Source organism: Aquabacterium sp. NJ1 (assembly GCF_000768065.1).
Lineage (GTDB): Bacteria > Pseudomonadota > Gammaproteobacteria > Burkholderiales > Burkholderiaceae_C > Aquabacterium.
On the sequence record NZ_JRKM01000001.1, the window covers coordinates 332,525 to 347,731 of the forward strand.

The following is a 15,207-nucleotide window of genomic DNA, read 5'->3' on the forward strand; positions in this document are numbered from 1 at the left end:
CCGTTATTTTTTGGGTGTCAGCCCAGCGCCCAGGTTGCCCATCAGGGTCTCAGCCTGCTTGCTCATCTGCTCCTGCATTTGCGTGAACATCTGGCGGGACTGCTCGATGTAGCCGCCCATGAAGTTCTGCATCAAGGGGTTCTGCAGGTTCATCACCGAGCTCTCGGTCAGGCGCGATTGCAGATCGATGAAGGACTGGATGTTCTGCTCCAGGTAGTTGCCCATCAGACCCTGCATTGTGTGGCCATAGAAGCGGATGATCTGGGCCAGTGCCTGGGTCGAGAACATGGGCACGCCGGCGGTTTCTTCTTCCAGGATGATCTGCAGCAGGATGCTTCGGGTGATGTCTTCACCCGTCTTGGCGTCCATCACCACGAAGTGCTCGCACGCCATGACCATGTCCTTGACGTCGGACAAGGTGATGTAGCTGCTCGTCTGAGTGTCGTAGAGGCGACGGTTCGGGTACTTCTTGATGGCCCGAATGCCGGCCGGCGCCTCAGCCGCTGTATCGCCTTCAGGCGGCAACGCGTCGCCGTCCTCAGCGTTCGTGCGGCGACTTTTCGGGGCTGCGCTCATGACCGGTCTCCTTTAGGTTGATTGCATTGTAGGAGCGTAATGAGGCCTGCGGTCGCGATTGGCACCATCTTGCCGGCCACCCGTTACCGATCTGACACGCTGGAGACCACGGCATCCGGCGCAGTCGAGGCGAGCGCCATCAACAGCAGTCCTTGCGCGGTTGCGTGAAACGCCGACTCCTGTGTTCCCTGCGCAAACCTGCCGGGCATGAGCGCGCTCATCAAGCGCCTGAACGACGAGGGCTGCAACCAGTCAGGTACCCCGATCAGCAAACGATCGCCACTCCATCCGCCGTCGGCGCGCTGCGCCGCCAACACCTGCCGGATCCAGGCTGGCTTCACGCGTGACGCCCCACCCACCCATTGCATGGCCAGCACACGCTGGACATAACCGTCCTGGAAAACTGGATCGATGCGCAGTTGCCATTCGATGTCCCCCAGCAGTTCCTCCTCCAACCTGCTCACACCGGCCTCCAGCTGGCAGCCACTCTGCCTGGCCATGCGGATGCCGTACAGCTGGTGCGTGCTGCAGACGGTATCGGCCAGGAACACCTTGCGCCACAAAGGCCGGCATTGATTGCGCTCCAGAAACTGCTGCGACCCTGGGCCACCTTGATCAGCTTCGACCACACGGCAGGTGGCCGCGTAGTAATAGAAGCGCTGATAGGCAACCAGCTCATCGACCAACAGATCATTGGGAACGATGACGGCTTGGGGGTCGACCAACTTGCGCCAGGGTGAACTGGCCTTGTTGCCGGCGTAGATCAAATTGATGGACCTGCTGACCAGGTCTGTCAGATAGGGATCTTGCGTGCGATCGGCCGCCGCCTTGACCATCCACCACAAAGCCGAGTTGCCGTCTCCCAAGACCGTGGATTCGTGAGCCTTCATCCAGGCCACGCTGCGCTCAAACGATGCGCGGGTATCAGCCCGAGAAATGGGCGCCATGTCCGCGTTGGCCTGACGAACCAGCGCGAACCAAGCGCCGCAGAAGGCCAATAACAAGACGAGGCCTGCCAACAAGCCGCGTAATAGCCATTTGCTCATGTCTCCCCTCCGTGTTTGATGGGGAGCGATTCTGCCCTGGGCTGTGTGACAGCAAAAGTGCGTCGGAAATAAAAAAACCGCCTTGTGAGCGGTTTTCGGTTTTGCCAGCTAAGCCCTTGGTAGGGAGGCCGGAAGAGGGGTATCTGGCAATGAGAATTTGGTAGGCGCTATTGGATTCGAACCAACGACCCCCACCATGTCAAGGTGGTGCTCTAACCAACTGAGCTAAGCGCCTGCAAGACCGCTACTATAGCATCATTTTCTGCGTGCGCGCAAGACACCGTTGATTTGTGACACTTTCGCCAACATGGCGCCGAGCCGGGCCGTGTCCGCGGTCTGCACCGTGAGGGTGATGGTGATGCGTTCTCGCGCCACCTGGCTGTGCAGCGACAGCACATGGATCTTGCCCTGTGCCAGCACATCACACACATCGCGCAGCAGGCCTGTGCGGTCGTGCCCCTCCACCAGCAGGTCCACGGCATATTGCGCGGAATCGGCAGAGGCTTGACGACCCCATGCGACCGGGATGACGCGCTCGCCATGGCGCCCGGCCATCTGCCTGAAGTTGCTGCAATCCACCCGGTGTACGGCCACGCCCTTGCCACGGGTCACGAAACCGCCGATGGCGTCAGGGGGGGCGGGCTTGCAGCAACGCGCGAGTTGCGTGAGCAACGAATCCATGCCGACCACGAGCACCCCACGGCCTTGCCCGCCGCCCAGTTTGGCATCGCCCTTTGACAGGCGGTGGGCCAGGAACTCGTCGGGGTCGGGCTCAGGCTCGGCCGGGCGCAGATGCTGCTCGATGTTGCGCAAGGAGTACTCGTCCTTGCCCACCACGTCGAACAGCGCATCGGCGTTGCGAAAGCCCAGGCTGGCAGCCAGATCTTCCAGTTTGGTGGCGGTTTTGCCTTCGCGCTGCAACAGCTTTTCAACGGCCTCGCGGCCCCGCGCAATGCAGGCTTGCTGCGCCAGCGCATTGAACCAGGCCCGTACCTTGGAGCGCGCACGGTGGCTGCGCACATAACCCAGGTCGGCATTGAGCCAGTCCATGGAGGGGCCGCCATCCTTGATGGACACGATCTCGATGGTCTGGCCGCTTTGCAAGGCCGTGTTCAAGGGCACCATGGCACCGTCGACCTTGGCGCCGCGACAACGGTGGCCCAGGTTCGTGTGCAGCGCGTAGGCGAAGTCGATGGGCGTGGCACCGGCCGGCAGGTCGATGATCTCGCCACCGGGTGTGAACACATAGATGCGGTCTTCGAACAGGCCGCTGCCTGCGGCGCCTTGCTGCTCGCCGTCCGCGGCGGCCAGGTCGCGTTCCCATGCCAGCAGTTGGCGCAGCACGGTCTTGCGCGCCTCGGCCACGCGGCTTTCGAAATCGCCGGCCGCCTGCACACCGGCATAACCTTTGGTGCCGGCTTCCTTGTAGGCCCAGTGCGCCGCCACGCCACTCTCGGCATGGTCGTGCATGGCCTGCGTACGGATCTGCACCTCGATGAAGCGCCCCTGTTCATCCTTGACGATGGTGTGCAGGGACTGGTAGCCGTTGGGCTTGGGTCGGGCGATGTAATCCGAGAACTCGTCGGCCACGGGGTGCCAGACCTCGTGCACGCGGCTGAGCGCCGCATAACACGCGGGTACGTCATCGACGATCACGCGCAGCGCACGGATGTCGAACACCTTGTCGATGGACAAGCCCTTGCCCTGCATCTTCTTCCAGATGCTGTAGAGGTGCTTGGGGCGGCCCTGCACCTGCGCATGGATGCCCGCGTCGTGCATGGCCTGGGCCAGTTGATGGCGCACCTGCTCGATGTGTTGCTCGCGCTCCAGCCGCTTTTCGTGCAGCGACTTGGCGATGTCCTTGTACGCATCGGGCATCAGGAAGCGGAAGGACAGGTCTTCCAGCTCCCATTTGATCTGCCAGATGCCCAGGCGGTTGGCCAGCGGCGCGAACACCTGCATGGATTCGCGCGCCAAGGCTCGCGGGCAAGGCAGCTTGCTTTCAGCGTAGTGCCGCAAGGTCTGCAGGCGCGAAGCCAGACGCAACAGCACCACCCGCAGGTCACGCGAAAAGGCCAGCAGCATCTTGCGGATGCGCTCGACTTGCTCGGCCGGCAAAGGCCCCTCTGACTCATCGCCTAATGCGTCGCGCGCATTGCGCTGGATCTGCACCAGCTTGCGCGTGTGGGCCACCAGACCGCCGGCATCCAGCCCAAAGGCGCGAGTCACCACTTCTTCTGGCTGGTTCAGGTACTCGCTGGCATAGACCAGATACGCGACAGCCCTCAAGGACGGCGGCGCACCAATGCCATGCAGGATGAAGCTCACGCCATCCGCATGGTGCAGCGCCTCTTCGCCCGTGTCGAAACGTTGGCCGGTGAGCAAGGGTTCGGCAAATGCACGTGCCTTGGCCAGCAGTTGATCAGGCAGCGAACCGCCGGGCTGAGGATCACCCGCATCGACGCCCGGCGCCATCTCGGCCAACTCCACGATGGGGGCATGCGCGGGGGCATCGGCGTTCGATGTGACCGGGTTCAGGAGACCAGTTTTCATGCAAGCAGGAACTTCTTCAGGGGTTCGAGTTGAGTCGGGTTGTTCAACATCGGGGCGTGGCCCACGCCTTCGAATTCGATCAATTGCGCCTTGGGGCCACGTTGGGTCATGGATGTGGCGGTGTCGGTATCCAGCAAGTCCGAGTTCTTGCCGCGCAGCAACAGCACGGGGCACTTCAGCGCGTCATACACCTGCCACAACATGGCCTCGCCGCTGACCGCGCTTTCTTCCGTGATGGTCTTGAAGGGCTCGGCCAGGGCCGGGTCGTAGTGCAGCACCAGGCCCTGGCCATCGGGCGCGGGGCGCAGCAAGGGGCGAGACAAGGCCAGCCATTGCTCGGGAGTGTGGGGGCCAAAGCCCGTCGAGATGCTCCAGAGGTAATCGGCGGCCTGTTGCTCGTTGTCAAAGCGCATGGGCTGGCCCAGGTATTCGCCAATGCGCACCATGGCTTCATAGCGCAGCTTGGGGCCTACGTCGTTGAGCACGAACTTGTGCAGCTTCACACCACTGACTTCCGCCGGCAAGGTCGAGAAACCCAGGCCGATCAGACCGCCCATGGATGTGCCCACCCAGTCGATGTCCAGTGGTGCCGTGGCTTTGACCTGCGCGCGCAACTGTTGCATCAAGGCAACCATGTCCGACACATACGAGAACACCTGGTAGCCCTTCGGGTCCGCCAGCCAGTCCGAATGACCACGGCCCACCACATCCGGGCAGATGACTTGATACTGGTCGCACAGGCTGCGCGCCACGCTGTCGAAGTCCCTGCCCTGGCGGCTCAGGCCATGCACACAGACGAGGATGCGCGGATTGGACTCATCACCCCACTGCCAGTAAGCCATGCGGTGCGTCTGGGCATCCGTCTTGCTCGCACCAGGGCAGGTCACATATTTGAGGACCGGCTCGATGGCGGATACGGCTGATGTGTCGATTTGAGTGCTGGTCATGGCAATACGCTTGGATGTGTCGTCAGATAATGGGCCAGTCCACATTGTGTTTCTTCTTGCCGACAGGAGGCCCGAGATGTTGAAAGGAAAAACCGCCCTCGTGACTGGATCCACCAGCGGGATCGGTCTGGGGATTGCCGAAAAGCTGGCCGCCCAAGGCGCCAACATCATTCTGAACGGATTTGGCGATGTCGAGGCGCCCAAGGCTTCTGTCATGGCCGCAGGCCAGGCCCATGGCATCAAGGTAGGCTACAACGGGGCAGACATGTCCAAGCCGGCCGAGATCGAAGCCCTGTTCGCCTATGCCCAGGCCGAGTTCGGTGGCATCGACATCCTGGTCAACAACGCGGGCATCCAGTTCGTGGCTAATGTCGAGAACTTCCCCATCGAAAAGTGGGACGCCATCATCGCCATCAACCTGAGCTCGGCCTTCCACACCATGCGTCTGGCCGTGCCCGGCATGCGCGCCAAGAACTGGGGGCGCATCATCAACCTGGCCTCGGCACATGGCCTGGTGGCCTCAGCGGGCAAGTCGGCCTATGTGGCGGCCAAGCACGGCCTGCTGGGTCTGACCAAGGCGGTGGCGCTGGAGACAGCGACCACGGGCGTCACCGTCAACGCCATCTGCCCCGGCTGGGTGCTCACGCCACTGGTGCAAAAACAGATCGATGACCGCGCCGCAAAGGAAGGCATCTCCGTGGATCAGGCCAAGAAGGAACTGCTGGGTGAAAAGCAACCTTCGCTGCAGTTCGTCACGCCAGAGCAACTGGGTGACCTGGCCGTGTTCATGTGCTCACCTGGCGCAGACAACGTGCGCGGCGTGGCCTGGAACGTGGATGGTGGCTGGGTGGCCCAGTAAGTCATGACCGAAGCATGAGCGTGTTGCCCGCGGCCCTTGGGGAGATCTCCGAGGGCTACGCGGCGGGTGTGCCCTACTCGCCGCTTTACGACGATCTCTACCACGCCGCCGTGGGCGCCTGGGCCCAGGCTCGGCACGTGTTCATGGCCGGCAATGGCTTGCCCGAACGCTGGCAAGGCCGCACCCGTTTCGTGATCCTGGAAACCGGCTTCGGGCTGGGCAACAATTTCCTGGCGACATGGGCGGCCTGGCGCGCGGACCCGCAGCGGTGTGACCATCTCGTCTTCATGTCGATCGAGAAGCACCCCTTGCGTCGCGAAGACCTGGCGCGGGTGCATGGTCTCTCGCGCCAAGACGGTGGCGAGGCCGCCACAGAGCCCCTTGGTCAGCCTGCTCGTGATCTCACGCATGAGCCGACTCGTGAAGCGGTGGTCGACCTCAACAAGATGAGCGAAGCAGACCGGGCGGCACGCCTGGAGCTTGCAAAGCAGCTGGTTGACGCCTGGCCCGCCCTGACGCCAGGCATGCACAGCCTGCATTTCGATCTGGATGAAGCCAGGAATGGGCCAGGGCAAGAGCACCCACAACGTATCAGCCTGATGCTCGGCCTGGGCGATGTGGCTGACTTGCTGCCTCGCCTCATCGCCAGCGTGGATGCTTTTTACCTGGATGGCTTCGCGCCAGCCAAGAACCCGCAGATGTGGGACGAAGGCATGCTGTCGCGCCTGAACCGCCTGGCGGCGCCGGGCAGCACGGTGGCCACCTGGTCCTGTGCCCGGCCGGTTCGTGACGCCTTGACCACGGCCGGCTTCGAGGTGGAGCGCATTCAGGGCTTTGCGTACAAGCCGCACATGCTGCGTGCGGTCTACAAGCCCCGCTTCACGCCGCCGCTGCAAGCCGGTGGCTGGCAACCTGAGCCCAAACAAGAAGCAGATCGCCACGCCATCATCATCGGCGCGGGCCTGGCAGGTTGCGCAGCAGCCCGCGCGCTGTGCCTCGAAGGCTGGCGCGTGACCTTGATCGACCAGCATGAGGCGCCAGCCATGGAGGGTTCGGGCAACCCGGGCGGCATGTTCCACAGCGTGCTGCATGCGCAAGACGGTATCCATGCGCGGGCTCACCGAGCGGCGGCCATGGCCACCTGGCGGCTGGCGTCAAGGTGGATCAAAGAAGGGCTTCTGGCCGGCCAGGTGGATGGCCTGCTCCGGCTCGACGGCAAAACCACCCCGAAACAGGCGCAGGACTGGCTCACGCGCCAAGCCCTGCCACCCGACCATGTGCAATGGCTGGATCAGGCCCAGGCACAAGCCGTGTCGGGGCTGCCGGTCGACAGTGCGGGCTGGCTGTTTTACCAAGGCGGCTGGGTGCACCCTGCGGGCATGGCGCGCTTGATGCTGCAGTCGGTTGAAGGATTGACGCGACATGGCCAACCCCTGCTGCAAGGCGTATGGGGTCAGGCCGTCGGCAGCATCCAGCAGACCGAGCAAGGCGACTGGCAGGTGTGCCACCACGGCAAGGTGCTGGCCTCGGCGCCGACCCTGGTTGTCTGCAGCGCCATGCAGTCCGCCGCCTTGCTCGATGGTTTGCCAGCAGAGCAGGCCGTTCACCCTTTGCCCCTGAGTGCGGTGCGAGGCCAGATCTCGCAGATGCCCTTGAACGCACACGCGGGTTTCAAGCGCACCTTGCTGCCCGTGGCCGGCAGCGGCTATGTGCTGGCTCTGCCTGGTGGCAGCTTGTTGTGTGGCGCCACCACCCAACACCACGACGCCGACCCCAGCGTGCGCGAAGCCGACCACCGCCACAACCTGCGTCAGGCCGCGCGGCTGGGCGCCGTGCCGGCCTGGCCCGAAACTGCCGCCCTGCCCGCACAGTTGCAAGGCCGCACCGCCTGGCGTGCCACCACACCTGACCGGCTCCCGCTGGTGGGGGCCCTGCCCTGGAACCAGGCTCGGCTCGCGTCTGCGCAAACATCTGCACAATCAGCCCGACGCCTGGACCAGGTCCGCCTGATTCCGCGCCAGCGCGGGGAACGTGGCGGGTTGTATGCGCTGACGGGCCTGGGCTCGCGCGGCATCACCTGGAGTTGCCTGGCCGCCGAGCTGCTGGCCCATTGGGTCACCGGCGCGCCCTGCCCTGTGGAGGCTGATCTGCGTGACGCGCTCGACCCCGCTCGCTTCCTCGTGCGCCAGGTGACACGAGGCGGCCACGCGCAGTAAAGTCAAGCCTGACGATGAAAGAAGACACCCGCCCCCTGCCCGGATTGACCGACCGCCTGCGCCTGGACAAATGGCTCTGGGCCGCCCGGTTCTACAAGACCCGCAGCCTGGCTGCCGAAGACATCGACAAGGGCCGCATCGAGGTCAACGGCCAGGTGGCCAAGCCGTCTCGCGAGTTGAAGGCGGGTGACCGCGTCGACATCCGCCAGGGCGGCCTGACCCGCACCATCATGGTTCGCGCCCTGAGCACCGTGCGCGGGCCCGCCCCGCAGGCCCAGCAGTTGTACGAAGAAACCGCAGAAAGCATCGCCCGCAAGGCGCTGTTCACGGAGCAACGCAAGCTGGCCCATGAGCCCGCCGAGAGCATCGAGCAAGGTCGCCCCACCAAACGAGACCGCCGCCAGCTCGCGGACTGGCAGCGCTGGTCGGCCAGCGTCGACGAGTAACGACAGACTGCAACGAACGGCGTCGAACCCACACGTCCGAAAAATCCCCAGCCAGATCAAGCTGGGCACAGCAAAGGCCTGCGACAATCCCACGCTTGGCCTTGTTACAAATTTATTGGAATCCCAGGCTTGAAATGGGCACCCTCGCCCTGACATGCGCATGGCTTTCGCAATCAACAAACCTTTATTTCGAGAAACAGCGAGATGAGCGACACGTCTGCCACCCCTGAGCACCAAGCCGAACCCGGTACGCCCGGCGCGCCTGAAGAAGTTGGCTTCGTTCCCGTCGAGCAGCAACTGGCCGAACTGATCGCCAAGCACGCCGAGGTGTCCGACGCCTACCTGCGCGCCAAGGCTGAAGGCGAGAACATCCGCCGCCGTTCGGAAGAAGAGATCAGCAAGGCCCGCAAGTTCGCGGTCGAATCCTTCGCCGACAGCCTGCTGCCCGTGCGCGACAGCCTGGAAGCCGCCCTGGCCACCCACGCCGCCAAGCCCGATGCCCCCGTCGAGACCGTGATCGAAGGCGTGCAGGCCACGCTGCGCCAGCTGGCCTCGGCCCTGGAGCGCAACAAGGTGCTGGAGATCAACCCGGCCGCCGGCACGAAGTTCGACCCCAACATCCACCAGGCCATCAGCATGGTCCCTGCCGACCAGGAAGCCAACACCGTGGTGGGCGTGCTGCAAAAGGGTTACTCCATTGCCGATCGCGTGCTGCGCCCTGCCCTGGTGACGGTGGCTGCACCCAAATAACGACGCTGTTTCACGCTGATTTCGCCCTGTTTTGTCCAAAAAGGGCCTTGAAATAAATACAGCTGTTCACATATCAGACAACAAGCGGAAGCCGACCTCAACCAAGCAGGCTTCCAGATCAAATTCGATAGGAGCTATCTAAATGGGCAAGATCATTGGTATCGACCTGGGCACCACCAACTCGTGCGTGGCCATCATGGAAGGCAACACCACCAAGGTGATCGAGAACAGCGAAGGTGCACGCACCACGCCGTCGATCATCGCCTACCAGGAAGACGGTGAAGTGCTGGTCGGCGCCTCGGCCAAGCGCCAGGCCGTGACCAACCCCAAGAACACGCTGTACGCGGTGAAGCGCCTGATCGGCCGCAAGTTCACCGAGAAGGAAGTGCAGAAGGACATCGACCTGATGCCCTACACCATCGCGGCTGCCGACAACGGCGACGCCTGGGTGGAAGTGCGCGGCAAGAAGCTGGCGCCCCCTCAAGTGTCGGCCGAAGTGCTGCGCAAGATGAAGAAGACCGCCGAAGACTACCTGGGTGAAGAAGTCACCGAGGCCGTCATCACGGTGCCCGCCTACTTCAACGACGCACAACGTCAGGCCACCAAGGACGCCGGCCGCATCGCCGGTCTGGAAGTCAAGCGCATCATCAACGAACCCACCGCGGCTGCCCTGGCTTTCGGCCTGGACAAGCATGGCGCCGGTGACCGCAAGATCGCTGTGTATGACCTGGGTGGCGGTACGTTCGACGTGTCCATCATCGAAATCGCCGACGTGGACGGCGAAAAGCAGTTCGAAGTGCTGTCGACCAACGGCGACACCTTCCTGGGCGGCGAAGACTTCGACCAGCGCATCATCGACTTCATCATCTCCGAGTTCAAGAAGGAACAAGGCGTTGACCTGTCCAAGGACGTGCTGGCCCTGCAACGCCTGAAGGAAGCTGCTGAAAAGGCCAAGATCGAGCTGTCGAGCAATTCGCAGACCGACGTGAACCTGCCCTACATCACGGCTGACGCCACCGGCCCCAAGCACCTGAACGTCAAGCTGACCCGCGCCAAGCTGGAAAGCCTGGTCGAAGAGCTGATCGAGCGCACCATCGCCCCTTGCCGCATGGCCATCAAGGACGCCGGCGTGTCCGTGGGCGACATCCAGGACGTGATCCTGGTGGGCGGCATGACCCGCATGCCCAAGGTGCAGGAGAAGGTCAAGGAGTTCTTCGGCAAGGAGCCACGCAAGGACGTGAACCCTGACGAAGCCGTGGCCGTGGGCGCCGCCGTGCAAGGCCAGGTGCTGGCTGGTGACCGCACCGACGTGCTGCTGCTGGACGTGACCCCGCTGTCTCTGGGTATCGAAACCCTGGGCGGTGTCATGACCAAGATGATCAGCAAGAACACGACGATCCCCACCAAGTTCGCGCAGACCTTCTCGACCGCCGATGACAGCCAGCCTGCCGTGACCATCAAGGTCTTCCAGGGCGAGCGTGAAATGGCTTCGGGCAACAAGATGCTGGGCGAGTTCAACCTCGAAGGCATCCCGCCCGCACCGCGTGGCGTGCCCCAGATCGAAGTGGCCTTCGACATTGACGCCAACGGCATCCTGCACGTGAGCGCCAAGGACAAGGGCACCGGCAAGGAAAACAAGATCACCATCAAGGCCAACTCGGGTCTGTCGGAAGACGAGATCCAGAAGATGGTCAAGGACGCCGAGCTCAACGCCGCTGAAGACAAGAAGAAGCTCGAACTGGTTCAGGCCAAGAACCAGGGCGACGGTCTGGTCCACAGCGTGCGCAAGTCGCTGACCGAGTACGGCGACAAGCTGGATGCCGGTGAGAAGGACAAGATCGAAGCCGCGATCAAGGACGTCGAAGAAGCCCTCAAGGGTGAAGACAAGGACGACATCGAGGCCAAGACCAATGCCCTGATGACCGCTTCGCAGAAACTGGGCGAGAAGATGTACGCCGACATGCAGGCCCAGGGCGCTGCAGGTGCGGCCGGTGCCGAAGGTGCTGCTGGTGCCGAACAGGCCAAGCCCGCCGACGACAACGTGGTCGACGCCGAGTTCAAGGAAGTCAAGAAGGACTAATCGGGTTCACCCGTAAGCCGACAGGGCACAGGTCGTGTGAGCCGAGCGCTCACGCCCTGTGCCTTTGTCGGATCTGGACATCAAGATCATGGCAAAACGCGATTTTTACGAAGTCCTCGGGCTCACCAAGGGTGCGTCCGACGAAGACATCAAGAAGGCCTACCGCAAGCTGGCCATGAAGTTCCACCCTGACCGCAACCAGGGTGACAAGGCCAAGGAAGCCGAAGAGAAGTTCAAGGAGGCCAAGGAGGCCTACGAGATGCTCTCGGACCCGAAGAAGAAGGCCGCCTATGACCAGTTCGGCCACGCCGGCGTCGACCCGAACATGGGTGGCGGCCGCGGTGGCCCCGAAGGCTTTGGCGGCTTCGCCGATGCCTTTGGCGACATCTTTGGCGACATCTTCGGCCAAGGCGGCGGAGGCCGCCGTGGTGGCGGTGGCGGCCCGCAGGTCTACCGCGGCAGCGACCTGTCCTACGCGATGGAAATCACGCTGGAAGAAGCTGCAGCCGGCAAGGACACGCAGATCCGCATCCCCGCCTGGGACGAGTGCGGCGTGTGTCACGGCTCCGGTGCCAAGCCCGGCACCAGCGCCAAAACCTGCCCGACCTGCAATGGCTCGGGCACCGTCCACATGCGCCAGGGCTTCTTCAGCGTGCAGCAATCCTGCCCGCATTGCCAGGGCACCGGCAAGGTCATCCCCGACCCTTGCACGACCTGCAATGGCCAGGGCCGGGTCAAGAAGACCAAGACGCTGGAAGTCAAGATCCCGGCGGGCATCAACGAAGGCATGCGCATTCGCTCGGCCGGCAACGGCGAGCCGGGCACCAATGGCGGCCCTCCTGGCGACCTGTACATTGAGATCCGCATCAAGCAGCACGACATCTTCGAGCGTGACGGCGATGACCTGCACTGCTCGGTGCCGGTCCCGCTGACCTCGGCCGCGCTGGGCGGCAACATCGAAGTGCCCACGCTGGGCGGCAAAGCGGAAATCGAGATCCCTGAAGGTACGCAGCACGGCAAGACCTTCCGCCTGCGTGGCAAGGGCATCAAGGGCATCCGCTCCAGCTACCCGGGTGATCTGTACTGCCACATCTCGGTGGAGACGCCGGTCAAGCTCACCGAGCACCAGCGCAAGCTGCTCAAGGAACTGGACGAATCCTTCCGCAAAGGGGGCGAGAAGCACTCGCCCAACTCCAAAAGCTGGACGGACCGCGTGAAGAACATCTTCAAGTGAGCCAGCCCCGGCCGCACAGGCCTGGCTGCTTCCAAAGGCACCTTCGGGTGCCTTTTTCATTTGCCAACATGGTTTTTCGGTCATCTGCCTCAAGTTTGTGCAAAGTCGTGCCGAAATGCGAAATGTGCTGGTCCACAAGGGATCGGGTTGACGCATGCCGAGTGAAACGCCATGGCCATTCAGACCTCCAATTTCTCCAATATCCAGGCCCTGATCGTGGACGACATGCCCGTGCAGCAGTCGACCTTGCGGGGGCATCTGACCATGCTGGGCATCGCCAAAGTGGACGTGGCCAGCAACGCAGAAGACGCCACCCGGCTCATCAAGCAGCGCAGCTACAACCTGGTGCTGTGCGACTACAACCTCAACCAGAAAACCGACGGACAGCAACTGCTGGAGTTCCTGCGTGACAACAGCCTGCTGACCGCTGACTGCCTGTTCTTCATGATCACGGCCGAGAGCAGCTATGCCTCGGTCGCATCGGCCACGGAACACCACCCTGACGCCTACCTGCTCAAGCCCACCACGGCGGCAGACATTGGCGACCGCCTCCAGGTACAGCTCGAAAAACGCGCGGCGCTGCTGCCCATCTCGCAAAAGCAAAGCAAGGATGACCTGCCCGGCGTGCTGAGCGAATGCGACAAGCTGCTGGCCCAGCAGAACCGCTGGTTCATGCAGGCCTTGCAGATCAAGGGCCAGACCTTGCTCAAGCTGGGCAAGAACGACGAGGCCAAGAGTGTCTACCTGGCGGCGCTGGAAAAGCGGCCGGAGCTGGTCTGGGCCCAGTTGGGCCTGGCGCGCGCGCACAAGGCTGCTGGCCAGTTCGAAGAGGCCAAGAAGCTGGCGCAACAGATCATCCAGTCCCGCGAAGGCGAAAAGAACGTGGCCGCCTACGACGTGGTGGCCGAAGCGCTGGAAGCGCAGGGCGATCCGCAAGCCGCCATGTGGGTGCTGCGCGATGCGGCCACCATCGTCCCATCGGCCCGCAGGCAGCGTGTCGCGGGCGAAAGCGCCTACCGCAACGGCGACCTGGACACCGCCAAGACCATGCTGCAGAAGGCCACCAAGGCCACCCGAGGTTCGGTTGTGGCGCAGGTGCAGGACACCTTGCTGCTGGCCCAGGCCATGGTGGATCTCGGCGAATCGGCCGACGCGGTCAAGGTGCTGAAGGACGCCACGCCGGCCAACCAGACCAACCCGACGTTCGCCAATGTGGCCTTGGCCATCCAGGCTCAAGCAGAAGCCAAGGCCGGCCGGCCCGAAGAGGCCCGCAAGCTGCTGGACAAGGCCCGCGCGTCCATGCGCAGTGGCCGCGCTGACTTTGCCTCTGTGGCGCTGGCCAAGGCGGAGTTGATGAGTGGCAACGTCGAGGCCGGGCTGGAGCTGCTGAGCAGCACCGTCAGCGCCGACCACGAAAACCCCCGCATCAAGCAGATGGTCGCCAACACCCTGCGCGAAACCGGCCACGAGGACAAGGTCGGCGACATCGTGGAAGGCGGCACCGCCCTGCTGGAAAGCAAGGTCCAGGATGCGCGCAAGCTGTTCAGAGACAGCCAGATCGACGAAGCCGTGCGCGCCATCGAAAACGCCGTGCAGACCTACCCGGAAAACACCGGCGTCCTGCTGCAGGCAGCCCAGCTCAACTGCATGGCGCTGCGCCTCAAGAAGGCGTACAACACCGAGATGATCGATCGCGTGCAGCTCTACCTCACGCGCCTTGAAAAACTGATGCCCGCCAACGACCGTGTGGTCATGATGCGCCGTTACTTCCGCGAAACCCTGAACGCGCTGGAAGCCCTGCCCGCCCAGGCCTGAACCACCATGGAAGCCGCCTCCTTTGCCCTGATCGCCCACGACCTCAAGAACGCCTTGGGGTCGCTGGAGGGCGAGCTCGAAGCGCTGATCGACGACCCCTCGCCCGCGATGGCGCACAGCGCCTACATGCGCTGCACCGAACTGCGTCGCCAGTTCGTGCAATTCCTCACGGTGTATGGCGCTGCCGACGGCATCCACACGCACTGCGAGGACGAGTCCCCCAAAGACCTGCTGGAGCAGATCTACCGTGCGGGGCAGATTCGCCGCCTGAGCCTGCCCCATGCACCGCGCGTGGCCATGCAAGTGCCAGAGAACGCCCCACCCTACTGGTACTTCGACCAGCGGCTGGTCCACATGGCGCTCGATGCGGCACTGCACAATGCCAGCCGCTTTGCACGCGAACAGGTCACGCTCGGCCTGCGCGAGGAAGACGGCTACCTCGTCTTCACCATCGATGACGACGGGCCGGGGCTGGGCGCGGCAGATCCGTCCTCGGCATCAACAGGGCTGGGCACGGCGCTGTGCGAGGCGGTAGCGCAGGCCCACCGGTCGGGCGCCCGGCAGGGCCGCATTGACTTGCGCAACCGGCCCGAGGGGGGCGCCCGCTTCGAACTCTGGCTACCGTGACATTTGTGATGGCATGGTCTCACTTTTTCACGGATACCCGTGCTGAAAAAGTGGGAAA

12 protein-coding genes and 1 tRNA gene are annotated in these 15,207 nt (G+C 63.4%); 8 read left to right on the forward strand and 5 right to left on the reverse strand.

What is annotated here, in order from left to right; all coding sequences use genetic code 11:
• Positions 1-3: 3 nt before the first annotated feature.
• From phaR to JY96_RS01450, 5 genes are all read right to left on the reverse strand, one after another.
• Positions 4-576, reverse strand: a complete 573-nt coding sequence (phaR, locus tag JY96_RS01430) for a polyhydroxyalkanoate synthesis repressor PhaR (RefSeq protein ID WP_081960948.1) — start codon at positions 574-576, stop codon at positions 4-6.
• 83 nt (positions 577-659) lie between these two features.
• The gene (locus JY96_RS01435; RefSeq protein ID WP_152606329.1) at positions 660-1,622 is read right to left on the reverse strand and encodes a hypothetical protein; all 963 of its coding nucleotides are present in this window, start codon (positions 1,620-1,622) and stop codon (positions 660-662) included.
• A gap of 158 nt (positions 1,623-1,780) precedes the next feature.
• Positions 1,781-1,857: transfer RNA gene (locus JY96_RS01440), tRNA-Val, on the reverse strand.
• A gap of 20 nt (positions 1,858-1,877) precedes the next feature.
• Positions 1,878-4,175, reverse strand: a complete 2,298-nt coding sequence (locus JY96_RS01445; RefSeq protein ID WP_035034336.1) for a bifunctional (p)ppGpp synthetase/guanosine-3',5'-bis(diphosphate) 3'-pyrophosphohydrolase — start codon at positions 4,173-4,175, stop codon at positions 1,878-1,880.
• Entirely contained in the window at positions 4,172-5,122 is a 951-nt protein-coding gene (locus JY96_RS01450; RefSeq protein ID WP_052162023.1) for an alpha/beta fold hydrolase, read from the reverse strand. Before JY96_RS01450 ends, JY96_RS01445 begins: the two co-directional genes overlap by 4 nt.
• A 76-nt stretch (positions 5,123-5,198) precedes the next feature.
• Here JY96_RS01450 and JY96_RS01455 point away from each other — a divergent pair, with 76 nt between their 5' ends.
• The 8 genes from JY96_RS01455 to JY96_RS01490 all read left to right on the forward strand — a co-directional run bounded on the left by JY96_RS01455 (position 5,199) and on the right by JY96_RS01490 (position 15,149).
• Positions 5,199-5,981, forward strand: coding sequence for a 3-hydroxybutyrate dehydrogenase (locus tag JY96_RS01455; RefSeq protein ID WP_035034339.1), 783 nt, complete (start codon positions 5,199-5,201; stop codon positions 5,979-5,981).
• A gap of 14 nt (positions 5,982-5,995) precedes the next feature.
• Positions 5,996-8,197 (forward strand): FAD-dependent 5-carboxymethylaminomethyl-2-thiouridine(34) oxidoreductase MnmC, encoded by a 2,202-nt coding sequence (gene mnmC / locus JY96_RS01460; protein WP_035034341.1) that lies wholly within the window; start codon positions 5,996-5,998, stop codon positions 8,195-8,197.
• Between the two features lie 14 nt (positions 8,198-8,211).
• Positions 8,212-8,643, forward strand: coding sequence for an RNA-binding S4 domain-containing protein (locus JY96_RS01465; protein ID WP_200883419.1), 432 nt, complete (start codon positions 8,212-8,214; stop codon positions 8,641-8,643).
• Positions 8,644-8,847: 204 nt separating this feature from the next.
• Complete coding sequence (grpE, locus tag JY96_RS01470; RefSeq protein WP_035034344.1) at positions 8,848-9,393, forward strand: nucleotide exchange factor GrpE; 546 nt, start codon at positions 8,848-8,850, stop codon at positions 9,391-9,393.
• A 142-nt stretch (positions 9,394-9,535) separates the two neighbouring features.
• Positions 9,536-11,473 carry a molecular chaperone DnaK gene (dnaK, locus tag JY96_RS01475; protein ID WP_035034347.1) on the forward strand — a complete coding sequence of 646 codons (1,938 nt, stop codon included), beginning with the start codon at positions 9,536-9,538 and terminating at the stop codon, positions 11,471-11,473.
• Positions 11,474-11,561: 88 nt separating this feature from the next.
• Positions 11,562-12,707: a molecular chaperone DnaJ gene (gene dnaJ / locus JY96_RS01480; protein ID WP_035040716.1), complete on the forward strand. Its 1,146-nt coding sequence runs from the start codon at positions 11,562-11,564 to the stop codon at positions 12,705-12,707.
• Between the two features lie 171 nt (positions 12,708-12,878).
• Positions 12,879-14,522 (forward strand): tetratricopeptide repeat protein, encoded by a 1,644-nt coding sequence (locus JY96_RS01485; protein ID WP_035034348.1) that lies wholly within the window; start codon positions 12,879-12,881, stop codon positions 14,520-14,522.
• Positions 14,523-14,528: 6 nt separating this feature from the next.
• Positions 14,529-15,149, forward strand: a complete 621-nt coding sequence (locus JY96_RS01490; RefSeq protein WP_035034349.1) for a sensor histidine kinase KdpD — start codon at positions 14,529-14,531, stop codon at positions 15,147-15,149.
• The last annotated feature ends 58 nt before the right edge of the window (positions 15,150-15,207 follow it).